This window comes from Fibrobacter sp. UWB1 (assembly GCF_002210325.1).
Taxonomy (GTDB): domain Bacteria; phylum Fibrobacterota; class Fibrobacteria; order Fibrobacterales; family Fibrobacteraceae; genus Fibrobacter.
The window spans coordinates 328,694-346,664 of the sequence record NZ_MWQL01000002.1 but is presented as its reverse complement, the minus strand read 5'-3'; the positions used below and the strand labels follow the sequence as shown (position 1 = coordinate 346,664).

Genomic DNA, 17,971 nt, shown 5'->3' with positions numbered 1-17,971 from the left:
AGGCTAGAAAATGCTTGGAACATACGACCACACCATGGTCAACATTTCCGTCCAGGGCATCGCGCTCACGCACTTCAACGGCGATGTCGTCATTTCCAAGGAAGGCGACGACTGGGACGTTACCGAGGGCAGCAACGGCTGCGTTCAGCGTTCCAAGATGGTGCGCAAGCTCTACACCGTCACGCTTCCCTTCATGCAAACCAGCCCCCAGCTCTCCAAACTGGAAGCGCTGCGCGTCGCCGACGAGACGACGAAAGTCGGGCCCTATCCCTTCGCCTGTACCGACCTCAACGGCGCATACGTGCTTCTCGGCCAGTGCTGGATTCAGTCCATGGGCGACGCCACCAAGGGACGCTCCGGCGGAACGCGAACCGTCACGCTCCGCGTCAAGGCGGAAGCCGCTTTTGAAGGAGCCTAAACGATGGAAGCGATAAACTTCAAGGTTGCATCCGACGAATACCAGCTTCTTCCCCATACGGGCTTCGACGCCATAGACCTCGACCGGAAAGTTCTCGGGCTTATCGGCAAGATGGCTCGCCAGGGTCTCGACATAAACGACGACGTGGAGGCTTTCGCGCTTCTCGCCAATACGCTCTCCGAACTTTCTACGCCCGATTTCAAGTGGCTGCTGGAAACGACGCTTTCCGCAGTCACGGTCGTCACCAAGGGGCAGAAGTTCGTCACGCTCGACAGTTTCGACGCAATCGCCGCCCATTTCGAGCAGAAGCGTTCGCAGATGTACGCGGTCATGCTCCAGGTGTGGAAACTGGAAAAGCTAAGCCCTTTCGTGACGGCTCCGGCGACGGAGCAGAATGGAGCCTGAACAGCTCCAACCCAATCGTCAATGCGTTCAGCGACGCGGACGCGAAGGACATTAAGGCACTCGGCAAGATAGGCACGCTCAAGGGAGGCGCCGCCGACTACGCGCTTGTCTGGCGAATCGTCAAGACGGCGCGTGTCCCGCTTTCCGACATAGAGAAGAACTGGACTTTCGAGCGCATGATGAGCTTCGCCGCCTACATCGACATGGAGAACGACTACAGGAGCGCATGGGGCCAGTACTACAAGCAGAAGGAAAAGAACAAGAATGAATGACGAGAACGAGTTCGTACAGAAAGTTCGGTTCGAGGTCGAGGACACGGAACTATCCGCGTCCCTTGACCGTTTCCAGGCTGCTCTCGGCAGGGCTGGCGAAACGGCGAACAGGGAAATAGACGAAAGCCTCACCAAAGCCGCATCCAGTGCCAACGAGGTCGCGAAAGAGACCGCCAACATCGGCAAGGAAGCCTCCAGCGCCGCCAAGGAAACGCAGAAGATTTCGAGCGCATCCAGGGAGGCCAAGAAGCAGACGGACGCGCTTGACGGCGCCTTTTCCAAGCTCAAGGGCACAATTTCGGCAGCGGTCGCCGCCTACGCCGGGTTTCAGGGCCTTTCCAAGCTGGTCGGGTTCGGCAAGCAGACCGTCGAGCTTTTCAAGGTGCAGGACAGGGCCGAGCGAGCGCTCAAGTTCCAGATGCAGCGCAACGGCACGGATGCGAGATTTGGCGAATTGCAGCGATTCGCTGCGAACCTGCAAAAGAACTCCATGTACGGCGACGAGGCGATTCTCAACGCCGCTTCCGTATGGTCGAACAAGATTAAGGACGTGGACAACAACAAGCGCATGATGCAGCTTGTCGCTGACTACACGGCCAGAACGACCAACGGCGCGGAGGTGGGAGCTGACCAGCTCAAGAGCTACACCATGACGCTCATGTCCGCATTGAGTGGACGCGGCACCATGACGCTCGAACAGCAGGGCTTCGATACAACCGCCATCAAGGAATTGCAGAAGTTCAGACAGAAGGGCGGAACCGTCACCGAGACGATGCAAGTGGAGGCGCTGGAAAAGACCCTCGCGAGCGTCAAGGGCTTCGCCAGGGAAATGGCGAACACCGACGCGGGAAAGATTGCGCAGCTGCAGAATGAAATCGGCGACGTGAAGGAGGAAATCGGGCGCGAGCTTCTGCCCGTGTTCGCGGAACTCGCCCGAGAAATAAAGGCGAACATTCCTTCCATCAGGAAACTGTTCGAGGGCTTCGCGTCCGTGCTCAAGTCGTTTGTCAAGACCCTGTCGGAGAACATAGGCACGATTTCGGCCTTTGCGGACGGGCTTGCGTCGCTTCTGCAGCTGTTTTCCGTCGCGCCCATAAAGACTATGGCCTTTGTCGGTGCGCTAAAGTACGCCGTTCCCATGCTTGACGCAGCGACGAAAGGCTCGATGGCTTTCGGGGGCGCCCTTGGAGGTCTCGGAAAGAACTGGCAGAACCTTCTCAAGGCGGGTCTCTTTACCGCCACCATCTGGGGACTGCAACAGATTTTCAAGCTGGGAAACGCCATAAAACAGGCGTGGAAGGAACATGAACGACAGAACGCCATCGAGGGAGCGACCGAGGTAAAGAAACAGGTGGAAAGCGGCACATATTTCGCCGACCTTCTGCGCACATACCGCCGCGACTTCCAGGCTCTCGGAACGCAGCCCGTCGAGATGGACGGATTGCAGAGAATGGCCGTCAACGAGAAGGGCGACTTCATCGACAGCGAGGGAAAGCCCATCGACTTCGCGACGCTCGGAATACCGCTTGCCGCACGCGAACTGCAACGCAAGTACAATGTCGCCCGGTATTATGACGAGAACAAGGACGCCGCGAAGAAGTACGCGCAAAAGCAGCTCAACGACGCCTACATGATGAAGGGCGCAGACCTTGGCGCCGACGGCTACGGGAACGGCACGGCTCCCGAAGTAAACTTCACTCCCGTCGATATGGAAGCGGAGATACAGAAAGCAATGCAGGCCGCTGCAAAGAGCGCCAAGGGCGACACCAACATCACCAACATCGACTACACGAACAACATCACCACGGATTCCGACATGATGGCCAAGCTCATAAAGGAGAACCTGAGAACGCTTCTCCAGTCCCAGCTGACCTTCAAGACACGCGCCGAGGGCGTAAAGGCCCTTGCGCTATGATTGGAATACTAAACATCGCCCAACAGGCGTATTCACGATACAGCCACCCGCCCCGCGCCATTCCCGCCTCGCTGTTCATGCGCAACGAGGAATTTGGCCTTACCACGAAGGACGGGGACGGCAACTACATCTATACGAACATCCCCTTCGACCTGCTCATCGACGAAAGCCACGAACTGGATTTCGACATTACAGACCATGCCGTGGAAAACGGGTCCACCATCAGCGACCATGTGCAGCAGCGGCTCCGCACGGTCAAGATTACGGGAATGTTCACGAACCACCCGCTGAACGCTTCCGCCGGATTCGTTGACGACAACGGCGAACTCACTGGCAAGTCGTGGCGCGAAAACCGCGTAGAAATCGACAACGCCCCCGCCATCACGAACACGGCGCTTTCCAGGTGGGAGGTGCTGACAAAATGCGCCAAGAGCCGCAAGAAGGTGCGCGTCATTACCAGCCTGGAAGTCTATGAGGAAATGGTCATTGAGAACCTCAAGGCGGACAGGGGCGCAGAGGACGGCGAGGCAATCAAGTTCTCCATGACCTTGCGCGAGATACGCACGGCCACCTTCGCGAGCGACAACATCACGGGCGAATGGGACGCGCCACAGCCGCCACAACAGAATACAGCCGCAGAGCAGGCCATGTCAAGGAAGGCGAACGCTGGCAACGTGTCGGGCGACGCGAGCGAGACAGCACAGGAAGCGGCGGCGAAGATGGACGAATCGCTCGGGAGGGACTACCAGTGATTAAGATTCCCGTGAATACGAACAACGGTTCATATCTTGTTGAAAAGGTGAATATCGAAGGGACGATGCTCAATATCCGTCTCTTGTGGAACTGGCGCGACGGCTTCTGGTATGGCGATTTCGAGACTGTCAACGGCAAGCGATGCGGCATCAGGCTCGTTCCCAACTCGCGACTGCTGCGTTCCCACAACAACGTCCTCGAAAACGGCGAGCTTGCAATCTTCAAGCGGGAAAAGACCTGTGCGGAGCCGCTGAACCACGATAACCTGGGGAGAGCGTATATACTCCACTACCTGACGAAGGACGACGTAAACGTATTCATAGAGGCGGGGATGCTCTGATGGCTTTCGGACGCATTATCCACCTGTATGTCGGCAAGTTCGCCGTCGGAAACCTGACCTCGCAAAACTCGAAGGACTTTTCACAGTTCGACATTGAGTTCGAGGTGACGCGCTCAATCGAATGGTACGACAACGAGGCGACCATCACCATCTACAACCCCTCCCCGGAAGCGATAAACTTCATCATGAGCGAGGGAAACAGCGTCCTTCTCCAGGCTGGCTACGAGGATGAAACCGTCGGCAACATATTCGTCGGGCAAATCGGCATGGCCGTTCCCAGGCGCGTCGGCAGCGACGTGGAACTTGTCATAACCTGCGTCTCGGCGCGTGGGACATTCTACCAGCTTGCAAGGCTCAATTGTGCAATCCAGTTCGACAGCTCCGCCACCGTCAAAAAATGCTTGCAGGAGCTTTGCGACTATGCGGGAACGGCATTACGCGCGGGAAGCCAGAAGGAGCTTTCCCAGCCCATCGGGACGGAGTTCTGCATTTCCGGCACGTTCAAGCAGGCGGTCTGTTCTTTCCGCGACAACATACTTATTCCCAAGTTCGGGCTGCACCTCTATTTCGACAATAACGAAATGATTGTGGTGAACAGCGACGAAAAGAGCATCGAGGTGGAGGAAATCACGCTGGACTTCAAAAGCGGATTGCTCCAGGCGGAAGAAATTCGCGACGAGAGCCTGAACAAGGTCAACTTCGCGGACGACCCGTCCTATTATCTTTTCTCACAGAGCGAGGCGGACGAACCCAGCCAACAGAAGAAGCCCAGCAAGGAAATAGACCGCACGCGCAAAATCCACTTTACAGCGCTTATCTCGCCCAAGTACGCGCCGAACGTATTCGTTCGCATGGACTCAAGCAAGGGCGACTCCTACGACAGCGTAGGTTCTATGGCGATAAAGGGCGACTTCATCATCACGGAATGTACTTTCAGAGGCTCCAACATGGGCAGCGACTTCACCGTCGAATGTGACGCGAGGGAGGTGAACTGGTAATGGCCAACAGCATCGCGAAACTGCTGGACAGTTTCTTCGACAACAAGATGGAAGATTTCGAGACGGCCTTTCCCGCCGCAATCGAGAGCGTCAACGACGACGGAACAGTCAATGTACGCCCCAGCGTGAGGAACTGTCTGCGAAATATGCAGATGGAGCCGAACATGAAGGACGGGAAGCTCATGGTGATAAAGAACGTCCCCGTGCTATGGGCTGGAACAAAGACCGTCCACATTGAATATGAACTCGACCAGGGCGATACCGTTCTCTGCATCAGCTCCAGCAGGGACATTCGCAACTGGAAAAAAGAGAAATGGAACGAAGCCGCCTACGACCCCGTGAGCTTTTCAGGAAACGACCTGCTCAACCTTTTGGCAATCCCTTTCAGACGCATCCAGGAAAGCGCGACTACGGTCATAAACATCGACCGCGAAGGAAACGTGACCATCAAGGCGAGCGAGGTGAAGCTGGATGCCGAGAATGTCCTGATTACGGGCAAGCTGGATGTGGACGGGGATATTTCAAGCGGCGGGAACATCGCGAGCGATGGAGAAATTGAGGCAAGCGGCAAGGTCAAAGGCTCGGATTTTGCCACGCCGACGCTCACTTTCAGCAAACATATGCACCCGACAGCGGCCCAGGGCGCTCCTTCCGGGCCTCAACCGCTTGCACCATAAGGAACTAAGGGCGCATATATTTTCTTATTTGGATGTTCTTTTAATAATTTCAGAACCAACATCACATCTATTTTTTGTCATTCTTTGAATAGACTGGTGATGTTGAATTTGTTCTATCATTTTTTTTCTATCCATCGGAACCTTACGATTCTTTTCTGCATCTACATGATGTTGCTTTAAATACCTTCCAATGGTTTCAAATTCCTTTTGCAATTCTTCATCACTCATTGCATTTAATTCTTCTTCAGTAAACGCCATATCAAGCTCCTTCGAAAATGTAAGTAAAAAAACAAACAGATTGATAATTTTTTTGGCTATGTCCACCCAAAGTGTTGCTTGACTAAAAATATGGCGAAATTCGCTCATTTTGGCCAATTTTGATGGGTAGACCTCATTTTTGTCACAATCTGACATTACAAACCGCTCCGTTTTTGCGATATTTCTATAAAAGGAGGCTTTATGTCAGAAGTCAGCGTAATAGTGCAGATGTTCAATTCGCTGTCCGCAGAGGACAAGGCGACCGTTCTTCGCTTGCTTGGGCTTCCGGCAGAACTCACCGAAATCATTGATTCGGAGACCCTGGAGGAGTTCCTCGTCAAGCACCGTTTCCCGCACAATGAGGTCTGCTGTGTCCATTGTGGGAATATCGACATCAAGAAGAACGGGCATACCAAGGCGGGGCATCAGCGGTTCTACTGCAAGGGCTGTCATCAGTCGTTCACCTATGCGACCAAGACGATATTTGCCGGGGCTAAACGCCCCCTTGACACCTATCTCCGATATGTTCACTGCATGATGCTTGGCTTGACCGTCCGTGATTCCGCTACGGAATGCCATCTGTCTAAAAATAGTGCGTTTTTCCTCCGTCATAAGATTCTCGATGCGTTACAGCAGATGCACCGGGATGTGGTGTTGGATGGGGTCGTAGAGGGTGATGAGACCTACTTTTCCATCTCGTTCAAGGGTAATCATTCCCGTAGCCGTTGGTTTACCATGCCCCGTGAGCCTCACATGAGGGGAGAACGGGCTAGTAAGCGTGGGCTATCCAAGGAGAAAATCTGCGTTCCCTGCGCCGTAAACCGCGATGGGAAGGCCATTTCCAAGATTAGCTGTCTCGGTAAGCCGTCCGTTATGGACATTCAGAATGTCCTTGGTGGTCGTATTGAACCGGGAGCCGTGTTCTGCACCGACAAGCTGAACAGCTATGTCGGCTTTGCGGAGCAGAACGAAATCAGTCTCCTTCAAGTCCATTCCAAACAGCGCATGAACGGGGTTCTCGGTATTCAGCACATCAACAGCTATCATAGCCGTTTGAAGTCCTTTATGGTGCGTTTCCACGGGGTAGCAACGAAATACCTCAATAACTACCTCGTATGGAATAATCTCCGCAACTATGCTACCGGGGATGCCAATTTCAAGGAGTCCGTTTGGAATAGGCACAATGCAGGGGCGCTGTATTGGAGCAACAAGTGGGTGTTCATGCACCGCCCACCGATACCCCTATTGGGCGTAGCCGCCTAGTGGTTATTTGGTCGAAATAGGGTATGAACCAGTCCATGCCTGGAAATTGCTCTTATCAGAATAATCGGGTATAATCGAAGTTATTGTCCCGGTGCAATCTATTGTTGTCATGCCACCATGCCAATAACCATCCACGCTATTACTACTTTCTTTTTGCTCATACATATTAAGGTAAAACCCTAGTGTCTTGGTAGTCGTTTCAGCGGCTTTTCCATTTACCGAACACGAAATCGTGTAATTGACCTTGACGGACATCGTGTATGCGGTATTGTTCTTCATGACCAAGTTAGCACCAGTCGATGTTTTATATATACCGACATATTCTAAATCGGTAGGAAAATAATGCTTTGCTATTTCCGGTGTTTTAGAACTACTGGAATACATCCATGAATACGGCTCATAACTGCTACTACTTACAGTAGTGTCGTCATCGTAGTCCGCACTTACTCCGGTGTCATTTGCGCAACCAACTAACACCATTGTAATGACCGCAAACAACCATTTCATATTAAAACGCATAAGATACCCCGATGTTGTAGATGGTGTTGTCATATTCCTTTAATACATTCGTTGTTTTAATTAGTTGAGATATTGACGCTATGTTGATATTCCAATGTTCATTAAAATTGTATCCTACTTTGAATTGGTGTAGAGTTGAATAGAAATCAACATTGGCAAGTGTTTCTCGTTCAGCGTACAGATAGTTGTAATCAATGGTAAAATGCCAAATATCAACACCCATACCAAGACCGACAACCAATGCCGTTGAATAGACGCTTTCATCCAAATAACCATAACCATACGAGTGAGTGCTAGAATAGTCAAACCCGCTATATAGCAAACCTATCACCGCTTGCGGCCTCACATTGAAGAAATCCGTTCCAACTCTAATACCAATGTTATATTCTAGCGCAGTATTAAATAGCGTGGTCGATACATCGTGTTTATCTTTAACATCGCCACCACCAATAATAAAGGTCAGACTATGAAAGAACTTGGTATAATCGCTCAAATGAATTGGATTTGTTTCTACGCATTCGCCATAGGTTTCATAATATCCATCATCGCACGCATAGTTCCATTCGGTAGTCCAATGTGAATGCGATGGCTTACTTACGCAAGTGTTATTGTCTGCATTATAGCGTTCAAACCATCCGCAAGATACTTGTTCTTCACAAAAATTACCATTACTCCACCATCCATCGTCGCAAATCCATGCTTCACCTGTTGCTTCTGCCCAATGAGCATGGTCAGGTTTTTCAAAGCAGGAATTGTTTGCCGAGTTATAATGGTCACATTCAGCCTTCACTTCGCAGTGCTCATCAATTTGGACAAATCCAACATCACACGCCCATTCGCTCCCATACCTAGATAGCCAATGGGAATGTTCCGGTTTCGCATAACACGAATTATTATCCGCATCATAATGGTAATCGGAGCAAACCGCTTTCACTTCGCAACGACCATATCCAACATCTACATATCCGTCATTACAAACATAATTGCCGTTATCACCAACCCATCTACTATTTGGATAAGGGTCTACGCAACTATTTGCAGATTCATCATAGCGTTGTTCCGAAGAACATGTTGCCTTTTCAACACATCCGGCACCATAGAGAACATATCCAGGGTCACAAGTCCAGTCAGTAGATACGCTATCATTCCAATGTGCAAATACGGGTAATGCAACGCATGTGTTGTACTCGGCATAATATCTACTTGCGCTATCACATTTCAAAATTTTTTCGCAAGCATCCCCTTGCAGGACATATCCATTATTACATTCCCATTCGAGTGTATTTTTAATCCAATGGGAATTGTCCGGGCGTTCAAGACATGTATTTTCGGTTTTGTCATACGCCTCATTTACGCCACAGGTAGCCTTTTCTTCGCAATATCCGTTACGCATGACATAGCCTTTATTGCATGAATATCCGGTTGTTGCATTTCTATGCGCACCTTCCGGCAATTCCTCACATTCCAATGAGTCGATAGCATACATTCCGTTAGAGCAAGTAAACGGTTTTTTACAACTATAATACTCATCCCAAATGTATGCAATCATGCCTTTGGGGCAGGAAACCATCCACCTATTAGAAGGGTCTGCATCCTGCGGGGTGAAGGAATACACAATCCCAATTTGGATGCCTTTTCCTTTGTATCGGTCAACATCGTAATCGGCATAACGCTTGTGATACCCTTCCTCAACACCACCAAGGGAACCTATCCACATGTGGTTTTTATTATAAACCAAGATTTCTTCGATGTCACAACCCTGGGTGTTATCGACCAACCCTTCCGAGAGGTCTACCCTTGTTTTACAAGTTGTTTGCGTTGATTTTGCCGGAGAAATGACTTTCACATCGTTGAAAGTTTCTTGGTGGGTAAGGACAGCCGCATGGGTTCCGGCTACGACTGCCATAATAGCAATAAAGAATTTCTTTACGCTGGCCATATAAAACCTCGTTTATTAAATGTAAATTTAATTAAATTTTTAATGAAATGAACTTTTCAGCAACACTTTGGGTGGACATAGCCATTTTTTTTCTATTTCCCGTTAAATACTTTTTGGAATTGCTCCGTACAATAATTTGGGTTATTCGTAATTTTAATTTCCTTGCTCTTTTCTATTCCCAATTCATCGTATTTCACAATATAAGCGCGTCTTCCATCGGGTTGGCAAAAAACCTCTAATTTTTTTGTACTTGTTTGATTGCACATTAAAGTGTAATCACCATTTATCATGGCTTGTTCTGCTAAAACACTATTCTTTATTGCAGTTAGAGTATCTCCCGAAGCAACAGCAACCAAAGCTTGCGCAGCAAGTTCTATATCAACCATGACGACAATAGAATCACATTGATTTATCGCGAACATCTCTGTTTGACCTTCGGCTTTCGGATAATACCAATAAACACGATGCGTTTTGGCACTATAAATTTTTCCAGCACCTCTAGTTTCTTTTACCGCACACTTAACCAAATTTCCTCTTTTTATACAACCTTTGGGAGCCTTTGTTGCAGAAGTAAAAACCTCCGCAAATTGAGCAAAGGAAAACATCGCAAGAAATAAAATGGCAACTAATGTTTTTGACATATTAAAGAATATAGCAAAATTATTTCACCCCAAAATTCATAATGTTTTTTCTGCTGATACACCTATTTAGGTGTTTTTTACGATAATTAGGCGTTGCAAGCAGCAATGCCTTTTTCTTTCATTCTCTAAATTCCACTAAACGAAGCCTTCCGCTTCGGCTATCTTCGCGATGTGAAGCAGTAGTTCACGCATCGTCGTGAACTTGGCTATTGTTTCCGCTTCATCGACTAGGTGCTTGTCAAACACGGCGCGAGGCACACCGTCAGAATAGCTTTCGATGGCATCATCCAAAAGGCCAACCTTACTCCTATGCCATGCGGAGAAATAATCTTTAGCCCAGCTGTACGTTCCTTTTTCCAGCTTGAGCTTCTTGGTGATATTCTCGTAAAGCGTGGTCGTCATTTGTTCAGAGCCTTTTTTCTTTCTTCAAAATATACTCAATTCGCACAGGTTCGCAAGGCGTAAATCAGAATAATTCAGCCCTTCTTTTGGTGTCTTTTGGGTTGATTTGGCATAATTCACGCCCCACGCCAAAGCGTATCTAGTTTACGGGCTGATGAATGAAATGGCCCTTGACAATTCCCACGACATTTTCCTTGATGGCGACCACATCTGCCGTATCGGCAACATCGCCAAAAAGGTGCGGCAGGCTGTTCTCTGCCTGTTAAAGACGGAAGAAGGGGAAGCGTTCACCAACATCGAACACGGCGTTCCCTGGCTTGAAAAGATAGCCGGTTTACCCGTTTCACACCTCGACGTAGCCCAGCGCATCATTCGCGAAAAAATCGAGGCGGTCAAGGGCGTAAAATCCGTAATCGCGATAGACCTCGCAACAGACGGAAGAAACCTTACTGGAAAATTCAGCGTCCAGAGCATCGACGGCAGAACCATCAACGGGGATTTCTAGCGATGGCGATAAACGCAGTCATTGTGGACTCTATATCGGGAATCTCCATCAAGAGCTACCGCGAAATCCGTCAAGCCATCGCCACCAGCTTTACGGAGGTGTTTGGCGCCTCTATCAACCTGGAGCCGTCCTCTCCCGACGGCATGTTCGTTGACCTGCTTGCATACATGTACACGGAGCTTGCACAGGTGATACAGACCGTCGGCGCGAACATCGACGTTTCGACGGCGACGGGAACATTCCTGGATATGCTCGCATCTATCGCGGGACTTGCACGAAACGAGGGCGAAACGGACGAATCCCTAAGACAGCGCATAGAGACTGCGACTTTCGACGGTTTGGCGACTCCCGACGGAATGACGACCTACCTGAAAGAGAACATCACGGACGGCATCACCTTCAAGGAAAACACGAAGAACGAGACCGTCGGCGGAATCCCCGCCCATTCTTTCGTGATATTCGTCCCAGCCACTTTCAGCACAGAGGATATTGACCCGTCCGATAAGGACTGGCAGGCCATTCTCGACGACAGCACGCGCGCCCATACCGTCCAGAACTTCATCGCACAAAAGATTTGGAACTGCAAGCCCGCAGGCATACAGAGCTACGGCAACAACAGCGGCGAAGCTCGCGACGTAAGCGGCTTCCTTCAAGAGGTCCAGTTCAGCTTCATCCAGGGCGTTTCCTACCTGGTTCGCATCGACTTTACAGTTTATGACGAAGAAACCTTGCCGTCCGACTACGAACAGGTCATAAAGAATGTCGTCTGCGAATGGGCCAAGATGGAATACACTTCGGGAAAGGACCTGATACCGCAAAGAATCAGCGCCCCCATCTACAGCAATGTTCCGGGCATCGAATCCATCACGGTCACGGTCGCAAGCGTGGACAATCCGCGCCACTGGACAGACGAGCGTGTCCCAATAGACGAAGACAAGATTGTTTCCATCACGGCAGAAAACATCACGGTCACGCTCGTAAGCTAGGAAACCGCCATGCAGCACATCACGGACTTATGGCAACATATCCAGCACCTTGTAATCACGCAGTACAGGGACTCCACAAACCTTCTCTCGCTCTTGAGGAAGGTCTTTTCCAGCTTTCAGGATTTGGAGGATAGCGCGTTCAGGCTTTCCAACTTCGCGAACATCGACGAGGCGGAAGGTGAATGGCTCGACCTTATCGGAAAGTTCCGCAACATCCCGCGACAACCCGGCGAGACGGACGAAATGTACAAGGCGCGTCTCAAGATTTCCTTCAAGAAAAACTCCGCAGGAACGCCGAACAATATCATTGAAAACGCCCGTGACCTTTCGGGCGACGCGAACCCGCATTTCCTTGACGAATGTCCCGCCATCTTTTTCGTCTATACTCCGCGAGGCAGGCAGCTACGACGCCGTGTGCTTCAAATGCTGGCGCCTGCTGGCGTTCTTGCGTTCCCCGCTGCTGGATTGAAGCTGGCTGGTTCAAACAGGTTCCTCGCGACAGTACAGCATCCGCAAAAGAAGATAGTGACCGTCGCACTTGAGGAAAGCGTAATCGAGAACAACTATCTCACGACAGAAACAGGGCAACGGATAATGACCGAAGACGGCAAGTGCATCGTCTTATAGGAGAATCCATGGCAGAAGAAAATACCACCATCCTAGAGCTAGACACAAATACGTTCGAAGCCCTCAAACAGGGCGGGTACTTTGCCGTAAGCATCCTTGGCCATACCTACAAGGTTGCCTTGAGTGAACTGGAAGGAGTCGGAGCAAGCGACCACAAGGTCTGCGTCCAGCAGGGCGACGAGGCGGGTTTTCTCGCCAATGTTCTCGTTCCCGATGGTGACGCAATCACGCTCACGCCCCTAAACGGCACTCTACGAATAGGCGTGAACCTGACGGGAGAAAGCGACCCGAAACTTGCGACGCTGCCGGAATCGGACATAGACAGCGAAACGAGCAACTACGGTTCATACCAGCTCAAGCAGGGCGCAGAAGAACTTGTCTGGGGCGACGTTGAGGGCGAAACTTTCGACTACTGCAACGCCAAGATATACCAGAGCATGAGAATATCGGACGCCCAGGGTTCCATTTCAAAATGCACCATCGCGCTTGCAGGAACGCTTGCTTCGAATAACGCCTGCCTCTGCATCGGCGTTTTCGACACGGAAGGAAACCTGCTCGGACACACGGGGCTGCGTCACTACGGCGTCGATTTCGACAGCTCGACGGAGCTCTGCACTTTCGACATGATTGAAATGAGGCAGGGCGCCTTGACGATAAAGCGGAACACGCGCTACATCGTTCAAGTTTGGTCTGTAGGAGTCCAGCTTGCCGCCAAGGACAGAACCAATTACAACTACCAGTATGACTACACGCTGCGTCAGAACCTGGAAACGACAGTCGGCAACAAGATTTATTTCGTTGACCCGCTGAACGGCATTTTCAACACAGCGAGCAAGATTCCTTTCGTCTCGTTCGGCGCAAGCACTGTCTAATTCAAGGAGCGTTTCATGGAACTGGAAGAAAACATAACCACGGTACCGCTGCTTGAAGAAGCGGACAATCTTACCCTCAACGACCTTCTCTACATCGTGCAGGGCCTGAACTCCGACAGGGACAGGAAACTATCGCTTGAAAAACTGCGCGACTTTCTGCAAAGCGTTTTCAAGAACATCACCGTCGTCGGCATAGGAAACCATCCCGACACTACAACCATTACTCCCTCCGGCGTGACTGTTTCCGGCATGGGTGGCACTACAGAAATAGGGAAACAGGCGGTGACAACGACCTTTCTTTCCGCCTATTCGCTCACGCTTAGGAACTCCAATCATACTGTCACACTTTCCGTCAATGCTTCCACGAACGAGCTTGTGATAGACCATTCCATCAATCTCGATGGAGATATTACCTCTAGCGGAAAATTTATCGCCAAAAGTGGAAGCACTGCAACACACAATCTCTATACATCAGAGCTTGGGCCAAGCGGCCTCGAAATCAAGGGACCGGGCGGAACGACGAAGATTACAATGATAGCGCTCACGACGCAGTATATCTCCGCCCAGGTCTTGTCCATAAGTGGACAGGCAACTATAAAGAAGCTCTCCACAGACCAGCTTATTCTCAACTTCACGCCGTTGGAACAGTCCGACGGAGACGCGAGCCAGGGACAGTATCGTTCCATGACAAACTGCGAAAGCCACTGCACATCCGGCATACCGTCTGAATACTACACAGCCGTTTGTCCAGGCACAAGCGGCTACCAGGGTAATTCCGATTTTACGCTAAATTCCGACAGACATGAAGTCGGCGAAGTCATTCTTGTCACCAATACGGGGAAATATGGTGGTGGAAGACCCGTAAATCACCCTATCGCTGTCTTTCAGGCGAGCGATACATCGCAGTCGCATCACATCGCGACTATAGAGGCGGGAAACAGCAAACAGTTTATCTACAGGGGCAAGGACTCGAACAATTATCCCGTGTGGACTTCCTTGAATTAGGTAGAACGACATGACGACTAGAAAGGACAGCGCCAAATGGCGCGAAATGTTGAAGCCACTCATCCTCGCGCTCATCGCACTTGCTTCGGCAACTACAGCCTATGTCAAGAGCCACAGCGAAGTAAGCGAGGGTTCGGAAAGGAACGCCGTTTCCATGGCCAAGATGGAAACGCGCATCGAGCTTATTGAACAGCGAACATCAAAAGTGGAAAGGGAATCGGAAATCCTCAAGGGGACGCTTTCCGACATAAAGAGCGATGTTTCGTTTATCAGGGGAAAGATGGAAGCGCAGAAATAGTCTGCTTATTTTGCGTAGATAGTCTTTTTCAGATAATCCGGTAAAGTTCCATAATAAGCATCATCTATTTTCTGTCCAACTACATTGAAAAGTTTTGCTTCATGTTCATCACTTATTCTTTTCAGTGCGGAAATGTAGGACGAATTGTAGGGAATCGCCGTCGTTTGCGGCAAATCATTACGAACTAGATAAACTTCAATTTTATCTTGTAATTTGGAAACGACATAAAGATTTCCATTTGATTGTCTTACCTCTGCAAACAAAGAATTTTGAACTGTTGTAGAAATAACCTTACCATTATGAATTATTTTCATCGTTTCAGAATAACTGCTGTAAGGTTTAATGAGGCAACTCCATGCACCGTCACTCTTAAAAAAATTCTTATAGCAACTGACTCCCAATGAGGTGATTTTTGTTGTATCAACAAATGCAGTGATATTTAAGGTATGTTCTATTTCTTGCGTTTTTAAATTCAAAATTTTCGCCTCACTACCAGATAAGAAGGCGTAATAACCAAAATATATGTCATTTAAATTTTCTGCGTCAAATGCATTTACATTATTTATCACCCTTGAACTCGATGAAACTACAGGCGTTTCAAAGATTTTGGTGAGTTGTGCGTTTGCTGCAACAGCAAACAAGAGCAGCATGACTGAAAGAATCTTTTTCATAATAGTTAAATCTATATTTTCTTTTCCAAAGTGGACCGTTCTTCACCGTCTTTGGGCTTGTTTTTTGCGCCCTTGGGCCTTCCGCCCTTCTTGCCGTTCTCGGCGCTGGTGGGCTTGGGACGGCTCCCAATCATCTGCGAATGGATTGAACGCACTTCCGCGTCCGTAAGAATTTTTCCGCAATGCGGACACCTTGCTGGCATAGGAATCTCCCGTTTTACCTAATCAAGATAGGTTTATTTGCCGATTTTGTAAAGGCATAATCAAAGAAAAATTGAATTGTATGCAAATTTTATTGCATTTTATTCAAAAAAGTATTAAATTCTATTCAATTCTTTTGCATAGGATTCAATTTTATGGAAATTCGGGAAGTCGAAATCGGGCTTTTGAAGCCATACGAGAATAACCCGCGCAACAACGAGGCGGCAGTTGACAAGGTGGCCGCGAGCATTTCCGAGTTCGGTTTCAAGGTTCCCATCATCATCGACAGGGAAAACGTAATCGTCGCGGGACACACACGCTATCTCGCCGCGCAGAAGCTGGAACTGCAAAAAGTCCCCTGCATCGTCGCTGACGACCTGACCCCGAATCAAATTAAGGCATTCCGCCTCGCTGACAACAAAGTCTCGGAATTTAGCGGCTGGGATTTCCAGAAGCTCAACGAGGAACTTTCGTTCCTCGGAGAAGCGGCCTTTGACCTGGAACAGTTCGGATTCCTGCCGAACGAGAACGTGGATTTCGACAGTTTCCTGACGGATGAAGAAAATCCACAGAAGAAACCCAAGACCATCACCTGCCCCCACTGCGGAAAGACCTTCGAGAAATAATGCTTCTACACATGGCGACAGATGGACTCGTAGGAGATTTCTACACAAAGTTCCCGAAGAAGGAACTCAATATCCTTACGTCCTTTGAATATAAAAGCTCGTTGATGGGAAACGATGTTCGCGAGTTCAATCACTTTATCGCGGACAGCGGCGCCTTCACGGCGATGGCAAGCGGCAAGAAGATTGACGACAGCTATATCGACAGCTACATCGAATGGATAAAGGGCGCCCACATCGACCATTTCATCGAAATGGACATTGACGAAATTGTCGGCATAGATAAGGTCAAGCAAATCCGAAACCGCATAGAACGTGCAACGGGAAAGCAAAGCATCCCCGTTTGGCATCTAGGCCGCAAGAAGGAAGGATGGCTTGACATGGTGAAGAACTACCCCTATGTCGCGCTCTCGCTTAGCGGATTTACAGCATCGAGCAAATGGCTCAAGGCGAACGACTGGAAACCGCTTCACTACTTCCTCGACACGGCAGCAGAAAACGGCTCCAAGGTTCACGCACTCGGATGCACGAACTGGGGGCTTCTGCGCAAGTTCCATTTCTACAGCAGCGACTCAAGCACATGGAGCCTCGGCGAAAGATACGGGACGTGTTTCGTGTTCCAGGATGGCGTAATGAAGGTCGTCTCGCTCCCCAAGAAATTCAAGAAGAACAAGAAAACTCTTGGCTTCCATAACAAACAACAATGGTTCAAGGCAATGCAATATGCAAAAATCAAGATGTGATGCAATCCTGCTGCTTTCGGGCGGCATCGACAGCACGACTGTTCTGGAACAGCTGACGAAGCAGGGCAAGAAGGTTTTCTGCCTTATCTTCGACTACAAGCAGAGTCTGCACAAGGAAATCGCGGTGGCGGCATCCAACGCGAAGCGGCTGAAACAGCCCTACAAAATCGTTTCCATCGACCTCGGATTTACGGGAAGCAAGTGTTCTCTCATTTCCAAGTCCAGGATAAGCGAAAACCGCAGCTTCGAGCAGATTGATTCCGCGACTCCCACAAGCTATGTGGAGTTCAGAAACGGCATCCTGCTTTCCTACGCGGTCATGTTCGCGGAGGTCAACGGCATAAACGACATTTACGGTGGCTTCAACGGGCTTGCAAGCGGCCAGTATTACGACGACACACTCGCATTCATCAAGTCGTTCGAGAAAGCTGCAAACGTCGGTACGTCCCCGAATTTCAAGGTAAGGATTCACGCCCCGTTCTCGACAGTAAGCAAAGCAGAAATCGTCAAGATTGGCCGCAAGCTGGGAATAGACTACGAACGGAACACATGGAGCTGCTACAAGAACGGCTCGACACATTGTGGCAAGTGCGACAGCTGCAAGCAGCGTGAACGCGCCTTGGCACAGGGAGGCAAATAG

25 protein-coding genes are annotated in these 17,971 nt (G+C 49.7%); 18 read left to right on the top strand and 7 right to left on the bottom strand.

The features are described 5' to 3' along the window. Positions 1-10 precede the first annotated feature (10 nt). From B7988_RS03060 to B7988_RS03025, 8 genes are read left to right on the top strand one after another with little or no spacing between them, the layout of a single operon-like run. Positions 11-418, top strand: a complete 408-nt coding sequence (locus B7988_RS03060; protein WP_074207714.1) for a hypothetical protein — start codon at positions 11-13, stop codon at positions 416-418. A 3-nt stretch (positions 419-421) separates the two neighbouring features. Beyond that, a complete protein-coding gene (locus tag B7988_RS03055) occupies positions 422-823 on the top strand; it encodes a phage tail assembly chaperone (RefSeq protein WP_074207713.1) in 402 nt (133 codons plus the stop codon). Beyond that, a complete protein-coding gene (locus B7988_RS03050) occupies positions 760-1,095 on the top strand; it encodes a hypothetical protein (RefSeq protein WP_074207712.1) in 336 nt (111 codons plus the stop codon). The genes B7988_RS03055 and B7988_RS03050 overlap by 64 nt, the downstream gene beginning before the upstream one ends. Continuing rightward, a complete protein-coding gene (locus B7988_RS03045) occupies positions 1,088-3,010 on the top strand; it encodes a hypothetical protein (protein ID WP_088656764.1) in 1,923 nt (640 codons plus the stop codon). The genes B7988_RS03050 and B7988_RS03045 overlap by 8 nt, the downstream gene beginning before the upstream one ends. Next, a complete protein-coding gene (locus B7988_RS03040) occupies positions 3,007-3,762 on the top strand; it encodes a phage baseplate protein (protein ID WP_088656763.1) in 756 nt (251 codons plus the stop codon). The genes B7988_RS03045 and B7988_RS03040 overlap by 4 nt, the downstream gene beginning before the upstream one ends. After that, positions 3,759-4,103 (top strand): hypothetical protein, encoded by a 345-nt coding sequence (locus tag B7988_RS03035; RefSeq protein ID WP_088656762.1) that lies wholly within the window; start codon positions 3,759-3,761, stop codon positions 4,101-4,103. Before B7988_RS03040 ends, B7988_RS03035 begins: the two co-directional genes overlap by 4 nt. Then, positions 4,103-5,101: a hypothetical protein gene (locus B7988_RS03030; RefSeq protein WP_088656761.1), complete on the top strand. Its 999-nt coding sequence runs from the start codon at positions 4,103-4,105 to the stop codon at positions 5,099-5,101. Before B7988_RS03035 ends, B7988_RS03030 begins: the two co-directional genes overlap by 1 nt. Further along, the gene (locus B7988_RS03025) at positions 5,101-5,778 is read left to right on the top strand and encodes a Gp138 family membrane-puncturing spike protein (RefSeq protein ID WP_088656760.1); all 678 of its coding nucleotides are present in this window, start codon (positions 5,101-5,103) and stop codon (positions 5,776-5,778) included. Before B7988_RS03030 ends, B7988_RS03025 begins: the two co-directional genes overlap by 1 nt. A 24-nt stretch (positions 5,779-5,802) precedes the next feature. Here B7988_RS03025 and B7988_RS03020 read toward each other — a convergent pair whose 3' ends face one another. After that, complete coding sequence (locus B7988_RS03020) at positions 5,803-6,192, bottom strand: hypothetical protein (protein ID WP_088656759.1); 390 nt, start codon at positions 6,190-6,192, stop codon at positions 5,803-5,805. A 45-nt stretch (positions 6,193-6,237) separates the two neighbouring features. On the opposite strand from B7988_RS03020, the gene B7988_RS03015 reads away from it, so the two are divergent. Beyond that, positions 6,238-7,299 (top strand): IS1595 family transposase, encoded by a 1,062-nt coding sequence (locus B7988_RS03015; RefSeq protein ID WP_088656758.1) that lies wholly within the window; start codon positions 6,238-6,240, stop codon positions 7,297-7,299. A gap of 3 nt (positions 7,300-7,302) precedes the next feature. Here the strand turns inward: B7988_RS03015 and B7988_RS03010 are convergent, their stop codons facing one another. From B7988_RS03010 to B7988_RS02995, 4 genes are all read right to left on the bottom strand, one after another. Next, positions 7,303-7,818, bottom strand: coding sequence for a hypothetical protein (locus B7988_RS03010; protein WP_141225537.1), 516 nt, complete (start codon positions 7,816-7,818; stop codon positions 7,303-7,305). Beyond that, on the bottom strand, positions 7,808-9,757 hold the full coding sequence (locus B7988_RS03005; RefSeq protein ID WP_088656756.1) for a hypothetical protein: 1,950 nt from the start codon (positions 9,755-9,757) through the stop codon (positions 7,808-7,810). The genes B7988_RS03010 and B7988_RS03005 overlap by 11 nt, the downstream gene beginning before the upstream one ends. A 92-nt stretch (positions 9,758-9,849) precedes the next feature. Continuing rightward, entirely contained in the window at positions 9,850-10,398 is a 549-nt protein-coding gene (locus tag B7988_RS03000; protein ID WP_073321163.1) for a hypothetical protein, read from the bottom strand. A 135-nt stretch (positions 10,399-10,533) separates the two neighbouring features. Next, complete coding sequence (locus B7988_RS02995) at positions 10,534-10,800, bottom strand: hypothetical protein (protein ID WP_073321160.1); 267 nt, start codon at positions 10,798-10,800, stop codon at positions 10,534-10,536. 154 nt (positions 10,801-10,954) lie between these two features. Between B7988_RS02995 and B7988_RS02990 the strand changes: the two genes are divergently transcribed. From B7988_RS02990 to B7988_RS02965, 6 genes are read left to right on the top strand one after another with little or no spacing between them, the layout of a single operon-like run. After that, a complete protein-coding gene (locus B7988_RS02990; RefSeq protein ID WP_073321157.1) occupies positions 10,955-11,305 on the top strand; it encodes a hypothetical protein in 351 nt (116 codons plus the stop codon). Positions 11,306-11,307: 2 nt separating this feature from the next. Next, positions 11,308-12,291 carry a hypothetical protein gene (locus tag B7988_RS02985; protein WP_088627481.1) on the top strand — a complete coding sequence of 328 codons (984 nt, stop codon included), beginning with the start codon at positions 11,308-11,310 and terminating at the stop codon, positions 12,289-12,291. Positions 12,292-12,300: 9 nt separating this feature from the next. After that, positions 12,301-12,918 (top strand): DUF2612 domain-containing protein, encoded by a 618-nt coding sequence (locus B7988_RS02980; protein ID WP_088627480.1) that lies wholly within the window; start codon positions 12,301-12,303, stop codon positions 12,916-12,918. Positions 12,919-12,926: 8 nt separating this feature from the next. Continuing rightward, a complete protein-coding gene (locus B7988_RS02975) occupies positions 12,927-13,790 on the top strand; it encodes a hypothetical protein (protein WP_088627479.1) in 864 nt (287 codons plus the stop codon). A gap of 15 nt (positions 13,791-13,805) precedes the next feature. After that, a complete protein-coding gene (locus B7988_RS02970) occupies positions 13,806-14,795 on the top strand; it encodes a hypothetical protein (RefSeq protein ID WP_088656755.1) in 990 nt (329 codons plus the stop codon). Positions 14,796-14,805: 10 nt separating this feature from the next. Continuing rightward, positions 14,806-15,093, top strand: coding sequence for a hypothetical protein (locus B7988_RS02965; RefSeq protein WP_073321143.1), 288 nt, complete (start codon positions 14,806-14,808; stop codon positions 15,091-15,093). 5 nt (positions 15,094-15,098) lie between these two features. Here the strand turns inward: B7988_RS02965 and B7988_RS02960 are convergent, their stop codons facing one another. Beyond that, positions 15,099-15,764: a hypothetical protein gene (locus B7988_RS02960; protein WP_088656754.1), complete on the bottom strand. Its 666-nt coding sequence runs from the start codon at positions 15,762-15,764 to the stop codon at positions 15,099-15,101. Between the two features lie 11 nt (positions 15,765-15,775). After that, positions 15,776-15,967 carry a hypothetical protein gene (locus B7988_RS02955; protein WP_088656753.1) on the bottom strand — a complete coding sequence of 64 codons (192 nt, stop codon included), beginning with the start codon at positions 15,965-15,967 and terminating at the stop codon, positions 15,776-15,778. A 153-nt stretch (positions 15,968-16,120) separates the two neighbouring features. Between B7988_RS02955 and B7988_RS02950 the strand changes: the two genes are divergently transcribed. Genes B7988_RS02950 through queC form a run of 3 tightly spaced genes read left to right on the top strand, consistent with a single transcriptional unit; the run spans position 16,121 to position 17,971 of the window. After that, a complete protein-coding gene (locus B7988_RS02950; RefSeq protein ID WP_073321141.1) occupies positions 16,121-16,591 on the top strand; it encodes a ParB N-terminal domain-containing protein in 471 nt (156 codons plus the stop codon). Then, on the top strand, positions 16,591-17,331 hold the full coding sequence (locus B7988_RS02945; protein ID WP_139261071.1) for a hypothetical protein: 741 nt from the start codon (positions 16,591-16,593) through the stop codon (positions 17,329-17,331). The genes B7988_RS02950 and B7988_RS02945 overlap by 1 nt, the downstream gene beginning before the upstream one ends. Beyond that, positions 17,312-17,971 (top strand): 7-cyano-7-deazaguanine synthase QueC, encoded by a 660-nt coding sequence (queC, locus tag B7988_RS02940; RefSeq protein ID WP_074207698.1) that lies wholly within the window; start codon positions 17,312-17,314, stop codon positions 17,969-17,971. The genes B7988_RS02945 and queC overlap by 20 nt, the downstream gene beginning before the upstream one ends.